The sequence below is a fragment of the Microtetraspora malaysiensis genome (genome assembly GCF_001528665.1).
Taxonomy (GTDB): domain Bacteria; phylum Actinomycetota; class Actinomycetes; order Streptosporangiales; family Streptosporangiaceae; genus Microtetraspora_A; species Microtetraspora_A malaysiensis.
Window position 1 is genome coordinate 13162 of the sequence record NZ_BBYJ01000036.1, and the last position, 24738, is coordinate 37899.

At 74.2% G+C, this 24738-nt stretch carries 16 protein-coding genes; 7 read left to right on the plus strand and 9 right to left on the minus strand.

Going from position 1 to position 24738, the window contains the following annotated elements; genetic code table 11:
* Positions 1–138 precede the first annotated feature (138 nt).
* The 3 genes from AWQ71_RS35375 to AWQ71_RS35385 all read right to left on the minus strand — a co-directional run bounded on the left by AWQ71_RS35375 (position 139) and on the right by AWQ71_RS35385 (position 2252).
* A complete protein-coding gene (locus tag AWQ71_RS35375) occupies positions 139–390 on the minus strand; it encodes a hypothetical protein (protein WP_067142265.1) in 252 nt (83 codons plus the stop codon).
* A 56-nt stretch (positions 391–446) separates the two neighbouring features.
* The gene (locus AWQ71_RS35380; protein WP_157570760.1) at positions 447–956 is read right to left on the minus strand and encodes a PadR family transcriptional regulator; all 510 of its coding nucleotides are present in this window, start codon (positions 954–956) and stop codon (positions 447–449) included.
* 228 nt (positions 957–1184) lie between these two features.
* Positions 1185–2252 carry a magnesium and cobalt transport protein CorA gene (locus tag AWQ71_RS35385; protein WP_157570761.1) on the minus strand — a complete coding sequence of 356 codons (1068 nt, stop codon included), beginning with the start codon at positions 2250–2252 and terminating at the stop codon, positions 1185–1187.
* Between the two features lie 268 nt (positions 2253–2520).
* On the opposite strand from AWQ71_RS35385, the gene AWQ71_RS35390 reads away from it, so the two are divergent.
* From AWQ71_RS35390 to AWQ71_RS35405, 4 genes are read left to right on the plus strand one after another with little or no spacing between them, the layout of a single operon-like run.
* Positions 2521–3204, plus strand: coding sequence for a M50 family metallopeptidase (locus AWQ71_RS35390; protein ID WP_084259671.1), 684 nt, complete (start codon positions 2521–2523; stop codon positions 3202–3204).
* Between the two features lie 59 nt (positions 3205–3263).
* Positions 3264–4550 carry a hypothetical protein gene (locus AWQ71_RS35395; RefSeq protein ID WP_245658809.1) on the plus strand — a complete coding sequence of 429 codons (1287 nt, stop codon included), beginning with the start codon at positions 3264–3266 and terminating at the stop codon, positions 4548–4550.
* Positions 4543–6006, plus strand: a complete 1464-nt coding sequence (locus tag AWQ71_RS44100) for a hypothetical protein (RefSeq protein WP_245658811.1) — start codon at positions 4543–4545, stop codon at positions 6004–6006. Before AWQ71_RS35395 ends, AWQ71_RS44100 begins: the two co-directional genes overlap by 8 nt.
* A gap of 34 nt (positions 6007–6040) precedes the next feature.
* On the plus strand, positions 6041–8998 hold the full coding sequence (locus tag AWQ71_RS35405; protein ID WP_067142275.1) for a coiled-coil domain-containing protein: 2958 nt from the start codon (positions 6041–6043) through the stop codon (positions 8996–8998).
* 53 nt (positions 8999–9051) lie between these two features.
* Here the strand turns inward: AWQ71_RS35405 and AWQ71_RS35410 are convergent, their stop codons facing one another.
* On the minus strand, positions 9052–10485 hold the full coding sequence (locus tag AWQ71_RS35410; protein ID WP_067142278.1) for an APC family permease: 1434 nt from the start codon (positions 10483–10485) through the stop codon (positions 9052–9054).
* A gap of 11 nt (positions 10486–10496) precedes the next feature.
* Complete coding sequence (locus tag AWQ71_RS35415) at positions 10497–11594, minus strand: alcohol dehydrogenase catalytic domain-containing protein (RefSeq protein ID WP_067142281.1); 1098 nt, start codon at positions 11592–11594, stop codon at positions 10497–10499.
* 323 nt (positions 11595–11917) lie between these two features.
* Here AWQ71_RS35415 and AWQ71_RS35420 point away from each other — a divergent pair, with 323 nt between their 5' ends.
* Positions 11918–13402, plus strand: a complete 1485-nt coding sequence (locus AWQ71_RS35420) for a PucR family transcriptional regulator (protein ID WP_084259660.1) — start codon at positions 11918–11920, stop codon at positions 13400–13402.
* A 199-nt stretch (positions 13403–13601) separates the two neighbouring features.
* Here the strand turns inward: AWQ71_RS35420 and AWQ71_RS35425 are convergent, their stop codons facing one another.
* Together AWQ71_RS35425 and AWQ71_RS35430 are read right to left on the minus strand one after the other, a co-directional pair.
* Positions 13602–17627: an AAA family ATPase gene (locus tag AWQ71_RS35425; protein WP_067142286.1), complete on the minus strand. Its 4026-nt coding sequence runs from the start codon at positions 17625–17627 to the stop codon at positions 13602–13604.
* Complete coding sequence (locus AWQ71_RS35430; protein ID WP_067142290.1) at positions 17624–18739, minus strand: exonuclease SbcCD subunit D; 1116 nt, start codon at positions 18737–18739, stop codon at positions 17624–17626. Before AWQ71_RS35430 ends, AWQ71_RS35425 begins: the two co-directional genes overlap by 4 nt.
* Before the next feature lie 148 nt (positions 18740–18887).
* On the opposite strand from AWQ71_RS35430, the gene AWQ71_RS35435 reads away from it, so the two are divergent.
* Positions 18888–20381 (plus strand): alpha/beta hydrolase family protein, encoded by a 1494-nt coding sequence (locus AWQ71_RS35435; protein WP_067142293.1) that lies wholly within the window; start codon positions 18888–18890, stop codon positions 20379–20381.
* On the opposite strand, the gene AWQ71_RS35440 is transcribed toward AWQ71_RS35435, so the two are convergent.
* Entirely contained in the window at positions 20351–21382 is a 1032-nt protein-coding gene (locus AWQ71_RS35440; RefSeq protein ID WP_084259661.1) for an alpha/beta hydrolase, read from the minus strand. The genes AWQ71_RS35435 and AWQ71_RS35440 overlap by 31 nt on opposite strands.
* 267 nt (positions 21383–21649) lie before the next feature.
* On the opposite strand from AWQ71_RS35440, the gene AWQ71_RS35445 reads away from it, so the two are divergent.
* A complete protein-coding gene (locus AWQ71_RS35445; RefSeq protein ID WP_067142296.1) occupies positions 21650–23086 on the plus strand; it encodes an LCP family protein in 1437 nt (478 codons plus the stop codon).
* A gap of 125 nt (positions 23087–23211) precedes the next feature.
* Here AWQ71_RS35445 and AWQ71_RS35450 read toward each other — a convergent pair whose 3' ends face one another.
* On the minus strand, positions 23212–24627 hold the full coding sequence (locus AWQ71_RS35450; protein WP_084259663.1) for an alpha/beta hydrolase family protein: 1416 nt from the start codon (positions 24625–24627) through the stop codon (positions 23212–23214).
* Positions 24628–24738: the final 111 nt, after the last annotated feature.

Below are 24738 nucleotides of genomic sequence, written 5' to 3' on the forward strand. Positions count from 1 at the left end.
GCCCGGGGCGGTGACGCCCCGGGCCGCCGCTGTCTTCGGGCCCCCGGATCCGGCGGTTCTCCGTCCGGAGCGGGCGTTCTCCCCGCCGAAGACGACGTTTCCCGGCCGGCGAGAGGAGGAGGCGTACGGCCGCGAACGTCAGGGATCGCACATCGGGCGCGGCAGGGGGTCGATGCCGTCGGCCAGGCCGCGCATGGCCACGGCCAGCCGGTGGCGCACACCCCCGAGGAGGCTCGCCGCCATCCGATCGTCGTCGTCGCCCGCGCGGACGCTCCGTGCCGCGCGGAGGCGGCGGCGCAGGTCGGTCTCCGCGACGAGCTCGGCGTGGGCCCGGTTGATGTCGGCCAGCCCCATCTCGGCGGCCTTCCGCATGTCGTCCATCGTGCTCATCTGCTCTCGTTCAGGGGGTGGATGAGGGCGGCCGCGACGCGTCTGCTCCGCGACCGTCATTCGCCGTCCTCCGCGAGGATCCGGAACATCGACCTGCGGGTGTCGCGCAGGAGCTTCTTCGTCTCGGCCACCTGCCGGTCGTTGGCCACGCTCGTCAGGTGGACGAACGCCTCGCCGAGCCGGCCCCACAACAGGCGCAGCTCCTGCCGGTCCTCGGGCAGGCTCCGCGCGACCGCTGCCCAGGGCGTCTCGCCGTCGCGCCCCCGCGCCTCCTCGCGCCCCGCCTCGGTGAGCTGGTAGACGCGGCTGCCGCCGGACTCCTCACCCCGGACCAACCCCTCCTCCTCCAGTTGCTGCAGGGCCGGGTAGACGGAGCCCGGGCTCGGCCGCCAAACTCCGCCGCTGCGGCGGGTGATCTCCTCGATCATCTGGTAGCCGTTCGCGGCGCCCTCGGCCAGGAGCGCGAGCAGGGCCGCGCGCACCCCGCCCCGGGGTACGCGCGGCGACAGGTGCGGCGGGGCGGGCGGGCCCGGGGGCATGGGCGGCATCGGGGGCATGGGGGGCATGCCGAAAGCCGGCGGAGCGGGCGGGCCCGGGGGAGCCGGGTGAGGCGGCGGAGCCGGCGGGCCCGGTGGTTCCGGGGGGAACGAGGGCAGCCCGGGAGGGAACGGCGCGTCGTCCCACGACATCTGCTGGTCGTCACGCATGAGTGACCCCCTCAACTATCGAGATACGTGAACGATATATCTAGATAGTTGGCACAGCAAGGCCAGGGAAGGCAGGAAAGGCCGGATTCAGAGCCAGTCGCGGCGCTTGAAGACCAGGTAGAGGGTGACGCAGACCATGGCCATCAGGGCCACCGCGAACGGATACCCGAACGGCCATTGCAGCTCGGGCATGTGGTCGAAGTTCATGCCGTAGATCGTGCCGACCAGCGTGGGCGCGAACAGGATGGCCGCCCAGGCGGAGATCTTCTTCACCTCGTCGCCCTGCGCGATGCTGGCCGCGGTGAGCTTGGTCATCTCCTCGTTCTGGGCCTGGCTGACCAGGGTCGAGTTGACGATGAGGATGTCCTGGAGCATCTGCCGGAAGCCCGCGACGCGTTCGGTGACCGTGATCGCGTGGTCGGCCACGTCCCGCAGGTAGCGCTGCAGCTCCTCGTCCACGTCGTACTTGGGGGACGCCGCGATGAAGCCGTCGAGCATGGCGACCAGCGGCGTGGTCGCCCGCTGGAACTCGATCACCTCGCGGGACAGCGCGTAGATGCGCCGCGGCGCCGCCGGGTCGCCGCCGAAGACCTGCACCTCGATCTCGTCGATGTCGTTCTGCAGGCCCGCGACGACCGGCGCGTAGCCGTCCACGACCGCGTCGAGTATCGCGTACAGCACGGCCTGCGGGCCCTGCCGGAGCAGGTCGGGGTCGGACTCCATCCGGCCGCGCACCTTCGACAGGTCCGGCGCCTCGCTGTGCCGTACGGTGAGGACGAAATCGGGGCCGACGAAGACGTGCAGCTCACCGAAGGCGACCTTCTCCGCCTTGTCGATGTACTGCGCGGCGCGCAGCACGACGAAGAGCGTGTCGTCGTAGCGGTCCGCCTTCGGCCGCTGGTGGGCGACGATCGCGTCCTCGACGGCCAGGGTGTGCAGGCCGAACTCGTCGGCGGCGGCGGTCAGCTCCCCCGCCCCCGGACGGTAGAGCCCGATCCACGCCATCGCCCCGGGCCGGGAGCGCAGGGAGGCGATCGCCTCGGCCAGGGACACCGGCGAGTCGACCCGCTTGCCGTCCACGTAGACCGCGTTGTCGACGACGCTGCCCCGCGCGGGCCACTCCTCGGTCGGGGCCTCGGCGGACCGGGGGTCCATCGACTCCTCGGGAGCGGCATCCCGCTTCGTTCGGACGAGTCCCCGCAAACCGCGCATTCGACGCTCAGCCACACATAGACCGTAGAACCTTTTCACCGCGCACCGGCACCCCGAGGTGTCCGCCTCCGCTCCGCCGGGCCGCCGGGCGGTCGCGTGGCCGCGACGGGTTTACATCGCGGCGATCTCCGCGGCCGTACGCTGTCTTCCGGAGGTGGCCCCCCTGAAAGCACTCTGGAACCATCTGGTCGCGACGCAGGACGCGCCGCCGATGTGGCTGATCGCCCTGGCCGGGCTCGCCGCGCTCGCCGTCGTCGCCTATCCCCCGTCGTGGCACGTGTCCCGCGGCCTGATCACCATCGCGCACGAGGGCGGCCACGCGCTGGCGGCCGTGCTGACCCGGCGCAGGCTCCACGGCATCCGGCTGCACTCCGACACCTCCGGGGTCACGCTCACCCGGGGGAACCCGCGCGGCCTCGGCATGATCATCACGGCGGGCTCCGGCTACGTGGCGCCGTCGGTGCTGGGGTTCGGCGCGGCCTGGCTGACCGCGGCCGGGCACATCACGCTGCTGCTGTGGAGCGTGCTCGCGCTGCTCGCCTGCATGCTGCTGATGATCCGGAACGTCTTCGGCGCGGTCTCGCTGCTCGTCACGGGCGGGGCCGTCTTCGCGATCTCGTCCTTCACCAAACCGGAGGTCCAGGCGGTCGTCGCCTACGCCGCGGTCTGGTTCCTCCTGCTCGGCGGCGTACGACCGATCGTCGAGCTGCAGAGCAAGCGGCGGCGCGGCCGGGCGCCCGACTCCGACGCCGACCAGCTGGCGCGGCTCACCCACGTCCCGGGCACGTTCTGGGTCGTCGTCTTCCTGCTGGTCTCCGTCGCCGCGCTGGCCGCCGGAGCCTGGCTGCTCGTCGACCTCCCCGCCCTGCTTCCCTCCGTTTTCGCCCCGGTCTGACCTGGGTCTCTCCGGGATCGAGGCGGGGAATGTCGCCGCCAAGCCGTACGGTATTGCGCGTGCCTCAGCAGATCTCACGAGAGAGACGACCCACGCCGTCGCGGCCCGCCCACCGGCGGGACGCCGGCCGCGACCCCGGCCCGGAGGCGTTGCCCGAGACGCTGGACGCCGCGCTCACCGACGAGGCCGTGCTCGCGACGTACCGGCGGATGTTCGCCGCGCTGGCGCGCGACAGCGGCGCGGTCGTGGACGACCCCGCCCTGGTCGACATCGCCGAGACGCTGTTCGACGCGTTCGCGGAGGCCGGGGAGGAGTGGCTCACCCACGAGCAGATGCGGCACGCCTGCCGGGCCCACCCGACGGATCGGTTCGAGAACCGGCTGCGCGTGCTCAAGGGGCTCGGCGCGATCCGCGAGGTCTTCCCCAAGCCCAACCAGCTCCGTTACCGGGCGTCGTTCACCAGCGTGGTCGGGCTGATGTTCATCCGGCGCATGATGGACGACGGCGGCCAGTCCGAGATGCACCGGCTGCTCGCGCTCGAGGACCTCAACGCCGCCGACCCGCGGACGACCATGGAGGAGGCCCGCCAGTCCGCGGGCAACCTGGCCCGCGCCTTTCGGCTGTGGGCCCTGGAGCTGATCACCCTGACGAACGGCACGATCGAGGAGCTGCGCGAGCAGGCGCCCAAGCTCTGGGGCACCGAGGAGATCGCGCGGCGGGCGCAGAACCTGCACGCGACGATCCTGCGCAGGTGGCCCGACCTCGACCGCACCTGCACCGAGCTGCGGGCCGCGATCTACGCGTACAGCGACGCCTCGCGCCGTGCGGCCGGTCGCCTCGCCGACTCCGCGGGGACGACCCGCAACCTGACGCTGCTGCCCGCCGAGGCATGGCGCACCTTCGCCCAGACCGCCTCGAAGGAGCGGCTGGCCGCCGTGCTCGACGGGTTCGTGTTCGACGCGCCCGCCCCCTGGCACGATCCGGCGGCCATCGCCACGGCCGTGGACGAGGCGCCGCGCCCGGCGCCGGTCCGGCCCGCTCCCCCGCGCTCGCCGCTCCCGGACACCGGGCCGGTCGAGTCCGCCGACGGCGGCGTGGCCGGGCTCGACCGGCTGACCGCCGTGGCGGAGTCCACGCTCGGCGGCCGGGCCTCGGTTCAGCTGGACGAGGTGCTGACCGGCGACTGGGCCGCCATGCGGCGGGTGCTCGCCGACCTCACGTCGGCGGACCTGCGCCCCGAGCTGCCCTACCGGCTGCGCTGGGCCGACGCCGTCACCGCCGACCCCGGCGGGCGGCCGAGCTGGCGGTCCGACGGCACGCTGGAACGGGTGCCGGCCGATGGCTGAGACCCCCACCACAGACACCGCCACGGACACCGTCACGAGCACGGACGCCGCCGAGACCCCGGCGCTCGCGGCCGCGTCGGCTCACGCGCGGGCCCGCGCGTATGGGCCGCTCACGCTGCGGCTCACCGAGCCCGCCCCTCCCGGCTTCATCCGGCTCACCCTCGGCGACGCGGTGACGACCGCACCGACGACCCCACCGACGGCTACCGGGGACGCGGTCCGGGCCACGAGCGGTCCGCCGACCTCGCCCGTGATCGCGCTGCCCGCCTGGCCGGACGGCGCCACCCCGTCGATCCTCGACGAGTACGGCGCCGCGCCCGTGCCGGTGGAACGCTCCGGCGAGACCCGGCGGGTGCTCGCCGCGTGCCTGCGCGCGTGCTGGAGCGACCTGTCGGCGGAGCCGTGGCCGGGTGTGCCCGCCTCCGTCGCGGACGTCCTGGCCTGCTACCGCGCCCTCATCGGGCGCGGCGACGACATGACGCGGAGCCGGGCCGTCGGCGCGCTGCGCCGCCTGGCCGACACCGGGTGGATCATCAGGTCGGGTGACGTCGTACGGCTCGGCCCGCGGTGCGCGACCTGGCCGCCGGAGTCGCACTCGGTGCTGCGCGAGCTGGTCCGCCGGCTGCCCGGGCCGCAGGCGGCGGAGGGCCCGGTGACGCTTCCCCTGGACGCGTCCACCCCGCCCGACCGGCCCGCTCCGCTTGAGGCGCCCGAAGCGCCCGCCGCGTCCTCCGAGGAGGCGCACCCGGGCCACGGCGGGCCGGCAGCCGCGCCGGTCGGGGCGCGGCCGGGGGGCGCCGGGCGGGACGAGACCGTCTCGGATCTCGACGGGCTGCTCTCCCCCTACGACGAGCGCCGCCGGGCCGAGCTGGTGGCGGCGTTCATGGCGGTCGACCACGCCGCCGAGCCGGTTCACGAGGCGCGGTTCGCCGCCCTGCGCGATCCCGCGCTGCGCCGTACGCTCGCGGAGATGCTGGCGCGGCGCGGCCGGACCCTGATCCAGCGCCGCGACACGTGGACCTCCGGATACGACGACGACGTGGCCGCCCGCATGGCGAGCGCGCCGGGGGCCGACACCGGCAGGCGGCCCGGGCTGTCGGAGGGCGAGCGGGCGGTCCTCACGCTGGTGCTGGTCCACTCGGTGGCCATCCCCCGCGCCGACGGCCTGCTGTCGGAGGACACCTGGCTCTCGCCGTACCCGGTGGCGGTCGAGGAACTGCGCCGCCGCACTCTGCTGCCGATCGGCGAGCTGGAGTCGGCGCTGCGGACGCTGCGCCAGGCGGGCCTGCTGACCCAGGTCAAGGCCGTCTCGGAGGAGACGCCCGGCGGGTACGTCCCCGGCCCGCAGTTCCACCGGCTCACCGCGGCGGCCCGCCGCCGTCTCCAGGAGGAGCTGATCCTGGCCGCCGGGCCGCAGACGCCGCTCGCCACCGCGATCAGAGCGCGGCGGGCGTGACGGGGAAACACGAGCGAGGAAAGGAAGCAGCGGCTTGACGCAGACCGAGAACGTCGTCGGAGACCGGGTGCTGGTCGCCGTGCAGGCGATCAACATCTCCCGGCTGTCGACCCATCCGGTGCCGACCGTGCCGGGGACGCTGATCGTGGTCGCGGGCGCGGGTCCCAAGGACTCCAACGGCGCGGGCAAGTCGTCGTTCATCGCGGCGATCACCGCGCTGCTCGGCGACGAGCAGTGGCGGTTCGCGTCCGGGGCGAAGGCCGTCTCCGAGCTGCTGTTCAACGCCGAGCTCGCCGCGCACGGCGACCAGCAGTGGGCCAGCGCCGACCACGGCTACATCATCGGCGTGTTCGACGTGCCGTCGGCGGGGCTGCCGATGACGGTGTGGCTCCGGGTCAACCGCGAGGCGCCGTACCTGGAGATCAGGTGGACCGACGGGGTGCGCCTGGCGGCGGGCGCGTCGGAGGCCGATCGGGTCACCCGGTCCGACGAGGTGTGGGCGCAGCTCCCGCGCGGCGCCGGGCGGCGCGACGTCGTGGCCCGCGACCTCACCCGGGTCCTGTACGGCGACCGCGTCCGATGCGTGTCGTTCCTGTCCACGTCGGTGCGGAGCAAGGTCGCCACGAACCTGCTGTCCCAGCCGCTGAACGAGATCTCCCCCGAGCGCATCTTCGAGGCGATCGCGGCGCTCACCGGCCTGGACGCCGAGCTGGACCAGGAGCGCGAGGCCAGGCGGGACGAGCACGCCAAACGGGTCCGGGCGGCCGAGGCGGTCGACCGGCTGCGCGAGTTCGAGGTCGAGTCCGAGAGGCTGATCGCGGCGTTCGACCGGCGTGACCGGGCCCGCGTCGAGCTGGCGAGCGCGCTGCGCTGCTGGCGCGGACGGCAGGCCCGGCGGCTCGGGGACGCCGCCGCGCGCGACGAGGCCCTGGACGCCGAGCTGGCTTCCTGTCAGGAGGCCGCCGAGTCCTCGTCCGAGGCGATCGCCGGGCTGCGCGAGGAGATCGCCGCGCTGAAGGACGACTCGCTCGACCGCGCCCTCGCCTCGGCCCGGCGCGAGCTGGCCGGGATCCAGGCGCGGGCGGCCAAGCTGGAGGCCGACCGGGCGGTGGCCCAGAGCACCGCCGACCGGCTCAGGGGGCAGATGCCCGCGCTTGAGGAGCTGCGCCGCCAGGCCGACGGCCGGGACGTCGCCGCCGCCGAGCGGGAGATGTCCGAGGCGCGCGCCCGGGTGGACGAGGCGCTCAAGGCGCTCGGCGTGGCCGATCGCGAGGTCGAGACCGCCCGGGCGGCGCTCGACGACGTGGAGAACGGTCCGGCCGCCGCCCAGCTCGCGGCGCTGGCCGCCCGGGGCGTCGCCGCCGCCGGCCTCCTCGACACGATCGACGTCGCCGAACAGGCGCGGGACGCGTCCGCCGCCGGGTCCGCCGCCGGTCTGGTGGCCGCCGGGTCCTGGCCGCACGAGCACGCGGTGATCGTGGACGGCGCCGACCTGGCCGCGGCGGCGGAGGCGCTGGCCGATCTGCCGGGTTCGGTGCTGGTCAGCTCCACCGGCGTGACGGTCGTCGGCGCGTTCGAGAGCGCGGTGACCGGGCGGGAGGCCCGGGTCAAGGCCGCCGAGCAGCGGCTGAACCGGGCCCGCGACGCGCAGGACCGGGCCGCCGCGGCGGTACGGCGGGCGGAGGCCGAGATGGCCGAGGCGGCCCGCCGCGCCGAGGGCGCCCGGGCCGCGGTGCGTCTCGACGAGATCCACACCCGGCTGGAGTCCCAGCGTGAGCTGCTGGCCGCGCTGCACGCCGCGGCCGACGAGCTGACCCCGGCGCTCGACGCGTCCGAGGAGGGCGTGAGCGCGCTCGACTTCCGGGCGCGCACCCGGGACATGGAGATCGAGCGGCTGGAGGGCCGCCGGTCGAGCTTCGAGGCCGACCGCGACCGGGCCCGCGAGCAGGCCGCCCGCACCGCCGCCGAGCGGCGGGCGCTCGACCTCGACGGGCTCGCCGAAGAGTGGGGCGGCTCGGTCGAGGAGGCGCGCGAGTGGCTCGCCGACGAGGAGCCGCTGACCGCCGACGAGTGGTGGCGCGGCGCCGAGCGCCACCTCGACGCCGCCCTGCGCGGCGGCTTCGGCGACGCCGCGCAGACCGGCGACGAGATGCCCGAGGAGCTCGCTTTCCTCGTCAACGAGCGGCGCGGCGGGCGGGCCGCCGAGGAGCTGGCGACGTTCCCGGCGGTGTGCGCGGCGCTCGGCTCCTATCTGCGCGGCCAGGAGGAGTTCGAACGGCACCGCCGCCAGCAGATCGAGACCCAGCTCTCCTCGCGCCGCCGCGACCTGGAGACCGCGACCCGGGGCGCGGAGGACGCGGCGCAGTCCACGGCCGTGCACCGCGCGGCCCTCACCGAGGCGATCAGGGCGCGGCTGGCCCGGGTCGCCGACGAGTTCGAGAAGCTCGACGTGGGCTACGGCGGGTACGGCGCGACGCTGGACTTCCCGGTGCCGGCCGCCCCCGCCGACCCCGAGCAGCGCTGGTCGTGGCGGGTCGTGCCCAAGTGGCGGCGCGGCGACGGCCAGGGGTTCGTGCCGTACAACCGGCGGGCCAACACGGCGCTGATGGACGAGAAGGCGGTCAAGCTCGTCTGCGCCGCCGCGATCGCCTCCTCCGGCGGCGGCCATCTGACGCTGGTGCTCGACGAGCTCGGCCGCAACCTCGGCAAGGAGCACCGCCGGGAGGCCGTCGCGTTGTTCCGCCGGATCGGCGAGATGCACGGCATCACGGTCATCGGCGCTCTCCAGGACGACATGGAGCCCTACGCCATCGACGCCTGCGGACAGTACGTGAAGCTGCGCCGTTCCTCCGACGCCATGCCGTACAACGAGCCGCCGGTCATCGTGGGGCACGACCGGCACGCGGAGCGGGTGCGCATGCTCGCGGAGTGGGTGGTCCGCCCGCGAGCCGTCCCGGAGCCGAGCCCGGACGCGGCCGCCGCCGCACCGTAACCGCCCGGTGGGGCGGTCGCGGCGGGCGGCGGCGCACGGTCAGGCGCGCACGGTCAGGACATCTCCGCGAAGTCGGTCTCGGTGGTGCCGATCGTCTGCGCCACCGAGGGCCGGGCCGCCCTGAGGTAGCCGTACCATCCGAGGGCCACGGCGAAGGTGACGAGGAACGCGCAGATCACGAAGTTCAGCGGCCAGGCCGGCCACGGCACGACATTGACGTAGAAGACGTACGCCATGCCGATGACCGAGACGGCCACGCACGGCCAGATCAGCGAGGCCTTCACGCCCTCGCGGCGCAGGAAGATCGGCGCGGCGAGCGCGACGACGACGTAGGCCACCATGTAGCCGAAGGTGCCGTACGTGTCGACGAGCACGGTGATCTCCATGCCGTCCACGTTGAAGGCGAACAGCAGCGCGGTCAGCAGCACCGCGACCGGCGCGATCGCGAGGATGGCGCGGTGCGGGGTCTGCTGGGTCCGGTGCGTGCGGCCGAGCGCGGCGGGCAGCACGCCCTCCTTGCCCATCACGAAGGCGATGCGCCCGAGCACGTTGATCGGCGCGACCACCACGGCGAAGAACGAGGCCGTGATGCCGAGGCTGAGCACCGGGCGGAACCAGCCGGGCATGCCGATGGCCACCGCCAGCTCGTCGAGGGGGTTGCCGCTCGCGCCGAGGTCGCCGAGCGCCCGGTAGCCGGACACCTGGACGTAGGACGAGAAGATGTACAGGACGCCGACGCCGGCCGCGCTCCACATGATCGCCCGGGGGATCGCCTTGAACGGGTTGCGCGCCTCACGGCCGAGCGCGTCGGAGCTGGAGAAGCCGACGAAGCCGAGGATGGCCAGCACCATGCCGACCGCGATGCCGTGCGGCGTCGCGCCGCTGAGCGAGAACTGGTCGGCGTCGAAGACGGGGCCGTCGCCGGCGACCAGCACGATCACCAGCATGATCGTGATGATCGCGATGGAGATCACTTCGAGGATCAGCGAGATCCGCGCGGACATCCGGATGCCCCACACGGTGAACAGGATGGCCAGCCCGCCGATCACCAGCGCGAGGAAGACGTTCCACGCCGTGTTCTCGATCGTCAACCCGATGGAGGACAGGAAGGCGTTGAAGTGGAAGACGGCGCCGCCGAGGGAGCCGGAGGCGATGCCGAAACAGCCGATGATCAGGGTGACGCCGGTGACGTACGCGCCGAGGGGGCCGAGGCCCTGGGCCGCGTAGTTGTAAAGGGAGCCGGCCGAGGCGCGGCGCTTGGCGAACTGGGAGATGCAGTAGCCCACCGCGAGGATCACGATCGTGGCGAGGGCGAACGACAGCCACGAGGCGTTCCCGGCGCTGGCGAAGATCCCGGCGACGGAGAACGCGATGACGGCGCTGGGGGCGATGTTGGCGATGGCCTGGGCGACGACCTCGCCACCGGACATCGCCCCTCGCCGCAGCCCGTGTTCGGCCGACGAGGTGGGGACGCTGGTCTGGGTCATTGGGGAGGTCCTTAGGGGATCAGGAGGGTGCGCAGCGCCTCGCCGCTGGCCAGGGCGTCCAGGGCGGGTCCGGCCTCGTCGAGGGAGGTACGGCGGCTGACGAGCTGGTCGAGCTGGAGGTGGCCGTCCATGTAGCGGTCGACCAGCGCGGGGATGTCGATGGCGGGGCGCACGCTGCCGTAGTTCGAGCCGAGGATCCGCTGGTCGGCCTCGGCGAGCACGAGGGGGTCGAACCGGGCGAGGGTGCCCTTGGGCGGGAGCCCCACCGCGACCGCCGCGCCGCCCAGGCCGAGCATCCGCACCGCCGATTCGAGCGTGGCCTGGTGGCCGACCGCGTCGAAGGCGTAGTCCACGCCGTCGGGCAGCAGGTCGCGCAGCGCCTCGGACACGTCGATCCCGGCGCCGGAGATCTGGTCGGTCGCACCGAGCGTCGCGGCGAGCGCCGTCTTCTCCGCGCGGGTGTCGATGGCGATGATCCGCTCGGCGCCGGCGAGCTTGGCGCCCTGGACGACGGACAGCCCGACGCCGCCGCAGCCGATGACCGCGACCGTGCTGCCGGGCAGGACGGCGGCGGTGTTCGTCACCGCGCCCACGCCGGTGGCGACGGCGCAGCCGACCAGCGCCACGGTGTCGAGCGGCGCGTCCTCGCGGATCTTGACCGCGCCCGAGGCCGGGACCACGGCCTCCTCGGCGAAGGAGGACACGCCGAGGTAGTGGTAGAGCGACTCGCCGCCGCGGCTGAGCCGGCTGGTGCCGTCCTGGAGGACGCCGCCGGGCGCGACGACGGTGGCGGCGACCTGGCAGCGGGCCTCGTGACCGCTGCGGCAGTAGCGGCACCGGCCGCAGGGGGCGACCCAGGAGAGGACGACGTGGTCGCCCTCGGCGAGGCTGGTGACCCCCGGGCCGAGCGCGGTCACGACACCCGAGCCCTCGTGGCCCATGACGAGCGGCAGCGGCACGTCCCACTCACCGCGGCGTACGTGCAGGTCCGAACCGCAGACCCCGGCTGCGGCGATCTTGACGCGGACCTCGCCGGGCCCGGGAGGAGCCAGCTCGACCTGCTCGATCGTCACGGGCTTGTCGGGTGACTCGAAAACCGCGGCGCGCATACCGCCCCTTTCCATTGTCCGGGGAACAGCGCTGCCGTCACCCGGTGTTAGTGGAACGGGTACAGGGTAGGTTTGCCGGTTTTCTTCCCGCATGTAGCCAAATGTCCATTGAGCTGCGGCGGGGACGCCGATCCGATATTTCCCCCCGCGCCCGGCCCCGTGTCACGGTGACCCAACGTTGATCCGCGTACGGCCCGGGCTCATCGCGCACCGCCCGGCTCCCAGGCCTTCCGCGCGCGACCCGGCTCCCGCCCGCGGCCGGCCGGTCCCGTGCCTCGCGGGCGGCCCGGAAGAGGAGCGTCGACAGAAAGGGGTGCTGCGCCGTGCTGGAAACAGTGGGCGATGTCGCGCAACGGTTCCGGTTGCGCGTGCCGACCGGACCGACCGGCCTGGACCGCCCCATCCGGTGGACGCACATCTCGGAGCTGCCCGACCCCACGCCATGGCTGCGCGGCGGTGAACTGCTGCTCACCCTGGGCCTCCAGATCGACCGGCAGGCCCCGCGCGAGGCGTTCACGGCCTACGCGGGGCGGCTGGCCGAGGCGGGGGTCGCCGCCCTCGGCTTCGGCGTCGGCGTCCGGCACACCTCCGTGCCCGAGGCCCTGGTGACCGGCGCGGCCCAGCACGGCCTCGCGGTGCTGGAGATCCCCTCGGGCGTCCCGTTCCAGGACATCACCTACCAGCTCAACGGCGACCTGCTGCGCACCGGAGCCGCCGAGTCGCGGCTGATCGCCGAGGGCGTCTCCAGCATGACCAAGGTCGCCCGCAGCGCCGGGCCGGAGGGGATCGTCGCCACCCTCGCCGCCCGGATCGACAGCTGGGCGGTGCTGATGGACCGGCACGGGAAGACGCACGCCGCGGTCGGCGCCGCCCGGGTCCACCTCGACGACGCCCGCGCCGCCGCGCTCGGCCAGCGGTCCCGCATCCGGCACCCCGGCCTCACCGTGTACGGCGTCGGCGACCCGGTGCGCCCGCGCGCCCATCTCGTCGTGGCGCCGCGTCCGGACCGGATCAGCGTGACCCGCGAGCTGGCCCAGCACGCCGCCCTGCTGCTCGACCTGGCGCTCAACCCGCTGAGCGGCGGCGACACCTGGGGATTGGCCCGGGCCGACGCCGTGGACGCCCTGATGTCCGGCGACCAGGGGCTCGTCCAGCGGGTCTCCGCCCGGTGGAACCTCCTCGCCGGGAACGTCGCCGTCGCGCTGCTGCGCTCCCGGTCACGGGCCGTGCCGCTGGAGGAGAACGTGCTGGAATGGTGCGCGGAGCTGGACCTCCCGCCGCTCGTCAGCTCCGAGTCGTCGCTGGTCACGGTCATCCTGCCGGAGGACGAGCTGGGCCGGTGGAGCGCCCGGGTGTGCGAGGCCGTCGAACGCGAGGGCGTCCCCGCCCGCTGCGGCGTGGGCACCGCGCAGCCGCCGTCCGCGTCCCTGCTCAGCCGCCGTCAGGCGGAGCAGGCGCTGGAGGTCGCGGTCGCCGACGCCCGCCCGGTCGTCGAGTTCGCCGAGCTGCCGACCCAGCGGCTGATCCTCCAGCATCTCGACCCGGCCGCGCGCACCGCGCTCACCTCGCCCCTGCGGCCGCTCCTGGAGAACGACTCCACCCGGATCCTGCTCCGCTCGCTGCGGGTCTTCCTCAGCGAGAACAACAACTGGGAGGCGGCCTCCTCGCAGCTCGGCATCCACCGGCACACCCTCCGCCAGCGGATGGGACGGGTCGAGGAGCTGACCGGGCTCTCGGTGGGCGTCACCGAGGACCGGGTCATCGCCTGGCTGGCGCTCCAAGCCCTCCAGGCCGACCCCACCCCCTGACGCGCTCCCTCGCCTCGCCGCCCTGGGCCTCTCCACTCTGAGCTCGTCTCCCCCGGGGCTCGCCACCCCCGGGCCTCATCACCCCCTGAGCTCGCCATCCCCTGAGCCCGTCTCTCCCGGTCATCCGTCGAGCAGAGCCGACGAACTCAGCCCGCGGACCGGGGCCCCGGCACCTCCAAGTCATGGGTCAGGCCATGGATCAGGCCATGGAGAGCGTGGAGCCGCCGCGTCCCTTGCGTACCCGGATCTGGGCGGGGATGCGGGTCCGCAGCTCGGCCACGTGGCTGACGATGCCGACCGCCCGGCCGCCCTCGCGCAGGCCGTCCAAAATGTCCAGGACGTCGTCGAGCGTGTCCTCGTCGAGCGTGCCGAACCCCTCGTCCACGAAGAGGGTGCCGATCTCGGGGCCGCCCGCCTCCGCAGTCACGACGTCGGCCAGGCCAAGGGCCAGCGCCAGCGATGTGACGAAGCTCTCGCCGCCGGACAGGGTCGCCGGGTCACGGTCCACACCGGTCCAGCCGTCGAGCACCCGCAGCCCCAGGCCGCCGCCGGACCGGCCGCGGTCGCCCGCCGCCTGTCTCAGGTTGTGCTGGAGCAGGTATCGCCCGCCGGACATCCGGTCGAGCCGGTCGTTCGCGGCGGCCACCACCTGGCGGAGCCGCTCCCCCAGCACGTACGCCGACAGCCGGATGTGCAGGGGGTTGTCCGTCGAGGTCCCTCCCGCGAGCTCGGCCAGCCGCCGGGCGAGCCGGTGCCGCTCGGCCGCCGGACCGTAACGCCGGTGCGCGCCCTCCAGCTCGGCGGCGAGCCCGGTGAGCTGCCCCAGCCTGCTCCGGGCGTGGTCGCGGGCCGACGTCCGGTCGGCGGCCTCCTGCTCAGCCCGCCCGTGCTCCGCCTCCAGCGTCGCGAGCTCCGGCTCGGGCGCGGCCGCCGCGGCGACCAGTTCCGGATCGGCCAGCAACGCCTCCACGGCGGCCTGCTCGTCCGCGAAGCGCCGGAGCCGCTCGGCCATCTCCTCGCGCTCGGCCGCGCCGCGCTCCGCCGCCCGGGCGTCGTCGAGGGTGGCGAACCCGGCCTCGGCCGTGGCGGACGACGCCTGCGCGCGGGCGGCCTCCCGCTCCCGCTCGGCCGTCGCGGACGCGCCGACCGCCTCGGCGGCGTCGTGGAGCAGCGCGGCCTCCGCCGCGAGCCGTTCCAGCCGGGCCTCCAGCGAGGGGTCGCCGCCGCGTGCCTCGTCCAGCAGGGCGGCCAGCCTCTCCCGCTGCTCGGCGAGCTGGTCGCGCCGGGTGCGGGTCTCGGCGGCCTCCAGATCGAGGGACCGGGAACGCTCCCCGGCCTCGGCGAGTTCGGCGGCCAGCCGCCCGGTCTCCTCCCGGAGGGCGAGCTCGGCCGCCGCCGTCTCGCTCGCCGCGCGCAGCGTCCGCTCCGCCGCCGCGAGGACCGCCGCCACCGCCTCCTCACTCGGCTCGGTGTCCCCGCACGCCACCGCCTCGTCACTGCGCTCGGCGGCCCCGCGCGTCGCGGAGATCTCGGCGACCTCGGCCCGGGCCTTCTCGTACGCGACGCGCGCCTCCACCGCCCCGGCGACGGCCTGGGCGGCGACAGCGAGGGACAGCGCCTCCGCCGCGAACCGGTCGCGCCTGGCCCGGACGCTGTCGTCCGCTCCCCTCGCCTCACCGAGGCGGGCCGCGAGGCGGTCCCGCTCGGCCAGCAACTCCGCCTCGCCGGTGCGGTGCCCGGCCAGCGCGCGGCCCGCCTCGTCGGCCCGGTCGCGCACCGCCTCCGACTCCGCGGCGAGCCGCTCGACCCCGGCGGCGGCCTCCGGCTCGTCGGCCGCCGCGTCCCGGGCCTCCGTCAGCTCGGCCTCCGCGGCGGCGAGCCGGGCCCGCGCGTCCTCGACGGACAGCTCCTCCGCCCGCCGGGCGGCCTCGTCGAGCCGGGCGGCCAGCACGGCGACCCGGCTCTCGGCGTCCTCCCGGCCCTGTCTGGCGGCCTCGAACGCGTCCTGTGCCGCCTGCTCGTCGTCCGCGGTCGGCGCGGCGGCCGACGGCGCGGCCGGCGCGGGATGCTCGGCGGAGCCGCACACCGCGCAGGGTTCTCCCGGCACGAGCGACCGCGCCAGCTCGGCGGCCATGCCGTCGATGCGGGCGAGCCGCACGCCCTGGAGCAGGTCGCGCGCGTCCTGCGCCCGGTCCACCGCCGCCCCGCGCTCCCGCTCGGCCTCGGCCAGCTCGGCGGCCAGCGCGTCTCGCTGTACGGCGGCGGCGTGCAGGTCGCCGGCCGCCGCGGCGGCGGCCGCAAGCGCCGGGATCCGCGCGGCGGCGGCCCGCGCCACGGCCAGCCGCCCGTCGGCCTCGGCGAGCGCGGCCGGGAGCGAGGCGAGATCCGCGAGCGCGGCGGCCTCCCGCTCGGCGGCCTCCTCGATGTCCGCGCGCACCTCGGCCAGCCGGGCCCCGACCCCGGCCAGCCGCTCCTCCTCGTCCGCCAGCAGCTCCAGCCTGGCCTGCTCGTCCCGCCGCTCCCGCTCCAGCCGGGCCAGCTCCTCATGCCAGGCCCGCTCCGCCTCCAGCGGCACGGCGGCGTCCGGCGCCGCGTCCCCCTGCCACGCCTCGCCGGACGACACGCCATCCGGCGGCGTCATCCGTACCGGCCGGAGGTCGGGGGTGTCGGGCAGCGCCTCGAGGGCGGCGGCCCGCGCCCGCCTGGCGTCGGCCAGCTCGGCGGCGAGCGTGTCCCGGTGGCGCACCGCGGCCAGGTCACGATCGGCCGCGTCCCGGGCGGCCCGCAGACCGGGGAGACGCGCGGCGGCCAGCCGTGCCGCCGCCAGCCGCTCCTCGGCCAAGGCCAGCTCCCCGGGCAGTACGGCGAGGCGGGCAAGAAGCCCGTCCCGCAGGACCCCCAGCTCGGCCAGCCGCCCGTCCGCCCGGGTGAGGTCGGCTCGAACCTGTGCCAGCCGGGCCTCCTCGGGGAGGAGCTGTTCCAGGCGAGCCACCTCGTCGCGGCGCTCGCGCTCCCGCTCACGCAGCCCGGCCACGCCCGGCCACGCGCCCTCGGCGAAGGAGCCGGGCAGAACGGAACCGACCCCGGCAGGAGAGTCGAGGGCGGGCGTCGCACCGAGACCGGCCCCGGTCCCAGTGCCGGTCCCAGTGCCGGACGCGGGGTCGAGGACGGTAAGGGGCAGCGCCCGGGCCACGGCGTCCGCGGCCAGCCGGCGCGCCTTGGCAGCGCTCTCCACCCGCTGGTCCGCCTGGCGGATGAGCGGCAGCACCCGCTCGGCCCGCGCCGCCTCGTCGAGCATGGCCTCCAGGTCGGACCGCTCGTCCGCGGCCAGCGCCAGCTCCTCGCGCCGGGCCAGGGCGGAGGCGTGGCGTCCGCGGCGGTCGGCCAGCGCGCGGCCCTCGTCCAGGCGGCCGCGGGCGGAGGCCAGCGCGGCGGCGGCGAGCCCCTGCTCCTCCCCGCTCCGCTCGACGACGCCGGTGGCGGCCGCGAGCAGAGCGCCGGACCAGCCGAGCGGGTCCTCTCCCGGATCGGGAGCCTCGTCCGGCAGGACGGGACCGGCGGCGCCGCGCATCCGGTTGACGACGGAGTCGACCTCCTGACGGAGCTCCTGCTGGTCTCGCCCGGTGCGCGTGCGATGCTCGGCGAGCCACTTCTCGACCTCGGTGTAGACCTTGACTGAGAAGAGCCGTTCGAGGAGTTTGCGCCGGTCGTCGCCGTCCGCGCGCAGGAATCGGGCGAAGTCCCCCTGGGGGAGCATCGCGACCTGCCAGAACTGGTCGGCGCTCATCCCGAGGAGCTCGCCGACCAGGTGACCGGCCTCGTCGCTGCGGGTGCTGCGCGGCGTCCAGACGCCGGACGCCTCGTTCAGCTCCTCGACCAGGGCCTTGGCCTTCTCCTCCACCAGGCCCGAGCCGCGGAGCTTGGGCCGCATCCAGGCGGGCGACCGGGTGATCCGGAACCGCCGGTTCCGGATCGTCGCCTCCAGCGTCACCGCCGGGCCGCGCCCGGCCGGCGCGTGGTCGCAGCGCAGGCTGCGGGCGCTGTCCCGCTGCCCGGGCACCCGGCCGTACAGCGCGTAGCAGACGGCGTCGAGCAGAGTGGTCTTGCCCGCGCCGGTCGGACCATGGACGAGGAACAGCCCGGCCTCGCCGAGCGCGTCGAAGTCGACCTCCTCCTCACCGGGGAAGGAGCCGAAGGCGGTCAGCCTCAGCCGGTGCAGCCTCACGAGACCTCCTTGATGCGGCAGTCCTCCACGGCTCGCTCCAGCAGCCGTCTCTCCTCGTCGTCGGCGGGCTCGCCGCGCACGTCGCGGACGAAGTCGAGCGCCACCTCGATCTCGGCGCGCCCGGCGATCTGCCGCGGGGTGGCCGCCGCCCCGGCCGTGCCGTCCGGCTCGAAGGCCAGCGCGAGCGTGTGAGGGAAGCGCGCGCGCAACCGCTCCATCGCCTCTTTGGGCCGCACCGGATCGGTCAGCGTGATCTGCAGCCAGTGCTCCACGCGGTCGGCGTACCGCTCGGCAGTGAGCAGGTCGTCGATGCGGCCGCGCAGCCGGGCGAGCCGCCGCGGCACCGGCGCAGGCACGAACTCGGCGCGCGCCCCGCCCGGCGCAAGATCGACCAGCCAGCACCCCTTGACGTGATCGGCCTCGGAGAACGAGTACGCCAGCGGAGACCCGGAGTATCGGACGGTCTCGGTCATGGTCTGCCGCCCGTGCAGGTGGCCGAGCGCGACGTAGTCCACACCGTCGAAGGCGCTCAGCGGGACGTGCGCGACGCCGCCCACGGTGATGTCGCGCTCGCTGTCGCTGGCCTCCCCGCCGGTGACGAAGGCGTGCGCCAGCACGACGGAGTGCCCGCCCCGCGTGGCCGCGTCGCCTCTGATCGCGGTCATCGCGTGGCCGATCGCCGCGCCGTGGCTGCGCTCCGGCAGCTCCCACGGCCCCCTGACCAGCTCCGGCTCAAGGTACGGAACGCCGTAGAACGCGGTGTCCCCGACCAGCACCGGCTCCCAGGCGCGGGCCGGGTCCGTACGCAGGTGGACCCGCTCCATCAGGTCGGCGCCGAACCCGAGGCGGACGGCCGAGTCGTGGTTGCCGCTGATCACCACGGTGTGCGCGCCGAGCGCGGCGAGCCGGCGCAGCGCGTCGTCGAAGAGCGCGACGGCGTCCACCGGCGGCAGGGCGCGGTCGTAGACGTCGCCCGAGACGACCACGACGTCCACGCGCTCGGCGCGCACGGTCTCCACGAGGTGGTCGACGAACGCCCCCTGAGCTGCCAGGAGGCTCTCGCGGTGGAACGACCGGCCCAGGTGCCAGTCGGATGTGTGCAGGACCCGCATGTCGCAGGAAGCTAACAGGTCCCGGTGACAAATGGCGCCCCGTGCAAACTTCAGGTAAATCACGTAATGACTTAACCCGACGATCAGTGGGCAAAGGTAAAGAGCAGGGCGCGGCTGCGTAAGGTTCCGTCAATCGGGGAGCGGTGTCATGAACATCGGCCGAGGAACGCTGGCCGCGACCGCCACCGTGGTGGCGGTCGCGCTCGCCATGGTCGGATATGTACTCTCACCTCCGTTGTTCGACCCGGCGCCACTGCCCACGTCCGAGGAGTTCCACTCGCTTCCGGCCCAGCCGGCCGCCGAGTCCCGTCCGATCCCGGCGGAGTCGGCCTTCTCGACGGAGAAGGTCAGCGTGCAGGCGAAGGGAGAGGTGCTGACGGCCACGATCCGGGCGCCCCTCTCCCCGGGGCGGCATCCCGCGATGGTGTTCGTCCAGGGCTCGGGGTCGGGCACCGGCAGCGAGTTCACCTCCCAGGCGAGGTGGCTGGCCGAGCGCGGCGTCGTGTCCGTCGCGTACGACAAGCGCACGGTGGGGTACTCGTTCCGCGACCGCGACTTCGGGCTGCTGGCCGACGACGCGCTCCGGATGATCGAGCTCCTGCGGGCCAGGCCGGACGTCGACCTGGCCCGCACCGGGCTGTGGGGTGTCAGCGAGGGCGGCTGGGTGGTGCCCATCGCGGCGGCCCGCAGCGCCGACGTGCGGTATGTCGTGCTGGTGTCCTCGCCGAACGTCTCACCGCTCCGGCAGGTCGCCTGGGCGCTGAACGAGCAGCTCCTGCGCCTGCACGCGCCGACGGGCGCGCGCGACCTGCTGACCCGCGCGATGGGCGGCGTCGGCTTCGACTTCCTGCGCCACGACGGCGTCCCGGCGCTGTCGAAGGTGCGGCAGCCGGTCCTCGCGCTGTACGGCACCATGGACCCCTCGATCCCGTTCGTCGCGAGCACCCGGACCCTCACCTCGGCGCTCCGCGCGGCGGGCAACGCCGACTACACGATCAGGTTCCTCGCCGGGGCCGACCACGCGATGCGGGTCAGCGGCGGGCGGTTCGTCTCCGACTACCTGCCGACGCTCGCGAACTGGATCAAGGGCCTGCCCGGCACCGCAGGGCAGCAGCCGCCGCTCGCGGGCGCGACGCCGGTCCAGCGGTTCGAGGCCAGCGACGTCCCCGCGGCTCCCTGGTACGGCGGCACGACCTTCCTGTGGCTCACGATCTGCCTGGCCGCCGTCGGCTACGTCACGGCCCCGGTCACCGAGATGGTCGTCCGGCTCCGCGGGCGCGACCTGAGGCTGGCCGCCAACGCGCAGGCCTGGTCCGGGATCCGGCGCAGGATCAGGCGGATGGCCTGGACCGGGCTCGGCATGCTGGCCGCGGCCCTCGCGTTCATCACGCTGATCGTGCTCTTCTCGGTGAACCAGGCCGGGGCCTGGCCCGCCGTGCAGTCCGGATGGCTGGTCGTGCGGCTGCTGACCGTGCTGATGCTCGCCCAGGAGGTCTCCACGATCGCGGCCGTGATCGGCGCCCTGCGCGACGGGTGGGAGCCCACCCGTTGGCAGTCGTCCACGCTGGCGTGCGTGCTCGGCGGCACCGGGCTGCTGCTGCTCACCGCCGCCTACTTCGGGCTGTTCGCGTTCCCCTGGTGACCGTTCTCCCGGACCTCCCTGACCTCCCGGACCTCCCGGACGCCGCGTCCCGCACTCTCGGGCGGGCACGCGTAGGCGAGCCAGCGGTCGATCTCGGCCAGCGTCCGCTCGCGTACCGGCGCGGGTGACAGCAGCAGGTCGTGCATCCCTCCCGGGACCCGCAGGCACGTGACGTGCGGCCCGATCCTGGTGGACCACCGGGCGATGTGCTCCGGATCGAGGACGACGTCGGCCGAGTGCGCGTCGGGGACGAAGTCCCGCACCCGCAGGCTGCGGTCGGAGCAGAGCACCAGCACCGGGACGTCGACGCGGAGCCCGGTCCGCAGCCGCCGGTGCGCCCGCCGGATCGCCGCCAGCCACACCGCGTGGACCGGAAAGCCGCCCAGCGGCTTCCACTCCAGGTCGTAGTCCCACTCGCCGCTGTGGTCGCGGTGCAGGCTCGTGCCGTACGCGGTGGCGGGGCCGAGGGGCAGCACGGCCGTCGCGGGGAGCCTGGCCAGGATGCCTCCGATCGCGTCGGCGGCTCCCCTGACCGGGGCGGGCACGTTGAGGTCGAGGAACGGGCTGTTGAGGACGAGGGCGTCCACCAGCCCGCGGCCGCGCACCCGGTCGGCCCACAGTGCGGCGATCAGACCGCCGGTCGAGTGGGCGCTGATCACGACCTCGTCGTGGTCGGCCCGGATGATCCGCACGGCCTCGTCGATCTCGGGGAAGTGTTCCGTGACGCTGCCGACCAGGCCCCTGGTCTGGTGGGACAGCAGGGAGCGACCGTACTTGCGCAGGTCGAGCGCGTAGAAGCTCACGCCCTGGCGGACGAAGTGGTCGGCCACGTGGGTCTGGAAGAAATAGTCCGTGAAGCCGTGGATGTGCAGGACGGCCCGGCGGGCCCCGGGCAGGCGGCGCCGTACGAGCGTGGCGACGACCTCGCCCTCGGCGTCGTGGCCCATGGGCAGGACGAGGGCCTCGTAGTCCGCGCCGAGGATGTCGGGGACGGGGGTCATAGCGACTCCGCGAGCCGCGATGGGACACCGGATCTCTCCGGCCGCAAACCGGGGTAACGTCCCCGTTCCACTCGGGCGTGATGCGCATTGACCAGGTCAAATGCCCGTATCGACTCGCCACGGCGCGCGGGGGCTCCCCCGCGACGGCGCGCTGTCGGAGTCACTGTGATCACGGCCGCATTCCCGGCCGCACGGTTCTCGATCCGTCGAAAGCCATGAACCGAACTTTATTCAGTTCTGTGCGGATACGTCCCTTGGGGTGAGCACGTGCCCTTTGCCCGTCCGATATTTGACCGCGTCCGTGAGCCGGAGCTGCTGAGAACGCCCGTCAGCGCGGCGGCGCTGATCGGCTGGACGGCGCTGTCCGTCGTGCTGCCCGGGGCCGCGCACCTGCGCGCCGGATGGAAGCGCACCGGATACGCGCTGTTCGGCGCGTACGTGGTGGTTTTGACCGTCGTGGGAGCCGTCGCGGTGAACGCGGACGCGCACCTGGCCGGCCGGGCGCTCAACTGGCTCGGCCTGATCACCGTCGTCACCGCGGCCGCCGGGGCCGCCTGGTTCGCGCTGGTGATCCACTCGTTCGTGGTGCTGCGGCCGCAGGGCCTCCCCAGGGCGGCGCAGATCGCCACCGGCGTGGTCGCCGGGACGCTGTCGGTCGTGGTCGCGCTTCCGTTCGCGATGGCCGCGCAGTTCGTGTCGGAGTCCGAGCGGACCATCGACAAGATCTTCGCCGCGTCCGCGGGGCCGCTGTTCCCCGTCGTACCCGGCGGGCGGCTCGCCGACAGCGACCCCTGGGGCGGCCGGGAGCGGGTGAACGTGCTGCTCCTCGGCGGCGACTGGGGCAACGACCGGACCGGCATGCGTACCGACAGCGTCAACGTGGCGAGCGTGGACGTCCACACCGGCAACACCGTCCTGCTCGGCCTGCCGAGGAACCTGGAGCACGTGCTGTTCCCGCCGGGCAGCCCCATGGCGCGCCGGTTCCCGACGGGGTTCACGCTGCCGGAGTCGCGCCCCGGCTGGCGCGACGACCTCCTGTTCGGCGTGTGGCAGTACGCCGAGGACCACCCGGAGCTCTTCGGCGGCCGCCGGCACATGGGCGCCGAGACGCTGAAGCAGACCGTCGGCTACATCCTGGGCCTCCGGATCGACTGGTACACGCTGGTCAACATCTGGGGCTTCGCGAAGATCATCGACGCTCTCGGCGGCCTCGTCCTGACCGTGGACACCAACATCGTGTACGGGAAGTACGACGAGGGCCTGATCCCGGCGGGCACGCGCAAGCTGAGCGGCGCCGACGCGCTGTGGTTCGCGCGGTCGCGCACCAACAGCGACGACTACACCCGGATGCGCCGCCAGCGGTGCGTCTTCAGCGCGCTGCTCAACCAGGCCGACCCGGCGACCGTGCTCTCCCGGTTCACCCAGATCGCGGCGGCGACCCGGAGGATACTCCGCACCGACATCCCGCGATCGATGCTGCAGGACCTCGTCCCGCTGGCCGTGAAGGCCAAGAACGCCCGCGTCACCAGCGTGCAGTTCATGCCGCCGCTGATCAACACGAGCGCTCCCGACTGGGCGCAGATCCGGCTCCTCACGGCGAACGCGATCGAGAAGTCCTCCGCTTCCAAGCGGCGGGGCGTCAAGCACACGCTGGCCACTCCGGGCGCGCCGAGCCCGATCGGCGAAGGATGCACCGCCGTCTGATGCCCTGCTTCAGGCCGTCTCGGGCTCGGTCGCGGGACCCGGTCTCGGGGCCTGGTAACTCGGCCAGGCCCCGTCGCCGCGGTCCGCGGACCCGCTGTCTCGCCCCTGAGAAGCCCCACCGGTTCTCAGGGAAGGGGGACACCCCAGTAGACCGCCCACGGCACGAACACCGCGGCCGCGGCCAGGACCATCCCCAGCCGTATCCGGTTTCCGGGGGACAGCTCGTGGCGGTGGCGCCAGGTGGCGACGGCCGTGGCGACCGCTGAGACGACCACGGCCACGGCGAGAAGCTGAAGCGCCAGCCAGGGCAGAGAGCGGCCGAGGACCACGGGCCCGATCAGGTAGGCGCCGGTGAGCACCAGGACGCAGAAGTAGCCGAGGAAGCCGAGCGTGGAGGCCGTGATGGCGATGGCGAGCCAGCGAGCCGGTCGCGCGGCCGGAGGCGCGCCGCGGCGTCGCCGCAGCCGCCTGATGATCGCGGCCAGCGCGTAACCGAGGGAAGCCCCCAGGAAGATCGTGAAGGCGGCGAGCTGCAGCCAGGGCGACTCGTACCAGGCGAACGGTCCGTCCACCGGACGGCTCAGCCGATCCTGGGACGGCGGCTGGTCCGCGCCGGCCTCCGGTGGACCGTCGCTCAGGCTCGTGATCCAGGCGGCCTCGAACTCGGCATAGTCGGCGGCGAGGCTGTCGGGACGGTCGAAGCCGTCGTCGAACGTGCGGTTGAGGTTGTGGCGGACTCCGGCGATGAAGTGGATGGTGTAGTGGCTGTTGCCGCCGTTTTCCAGGCCCTGCCGGATGATCTGGGAGCTCTCGGCCGGCATCGCTTCCCGGTCGAGGGTTCCCCACAGCGCGAGGACCGGCTGGCGGACGTGTTCCCAGCTCCGCATGGGGTCGCGGTCCTCTTCGCCGAACAGGCCGCTCGCGATCCCGAACCTGATGGCGCGCTCCTGCAGCATGAGCGTCAGCGACCCGCGCACGCCCGCGTGCCGGAGCCGCTCGCCGTACGCCCATGCCTGCTGCCTGGCGGGCGTCGTTCCGACCGCTCCGGCGACGATGAGGAAGGCCACGTCCGACGATCGGGCGGCCGCGATCGGCGCCACCCACGCCCCCTCGGACAGTCCCCAGATGCCGACCATCGCGGGGTTCACGTCGGCGCGGGCCCGCAGTGCGCGCACCGCCGCGAGCGCGTCACCGGCGAGCGTCTCGTAGTTCCGCCGCAGCGTGGAGTAGCCGACGGTGCGCTTGTCGTATATCAGGGTCACGATGCCCCGCTTGGCGTAGGCCTCGGCCTCGTCCCGGAATTCCTCCCGGGTGACCGGCCCGGCGCCGTGCACCATGACGATGCCGGGCCTGCGGCCTTTCGCCGTCCTGGGCGCCACGACCGTCCCGCGCAAGGTCACGCCGCCGTCCCCGGTGAAGGTGACATCGCTGGTGACCGGCGCGTCGGCGTGCGCGTGCGCGGGCACGGGTACGGCGCACAAGGCGACCGCGAGCAGGACGGGCAACAGCGGCCACGTCCAGCGTTTGCGTGAGAGCAGCACGAGGTGCTCTCCTTTCTGTGGGAAATCTGTGCACGTGAAGACACGCCCTTCGCGGGGCGTGGTGATGCGGATTTCGTCTCTGGGCCGTCGGGCTGCCACCCGGCGGCCCAG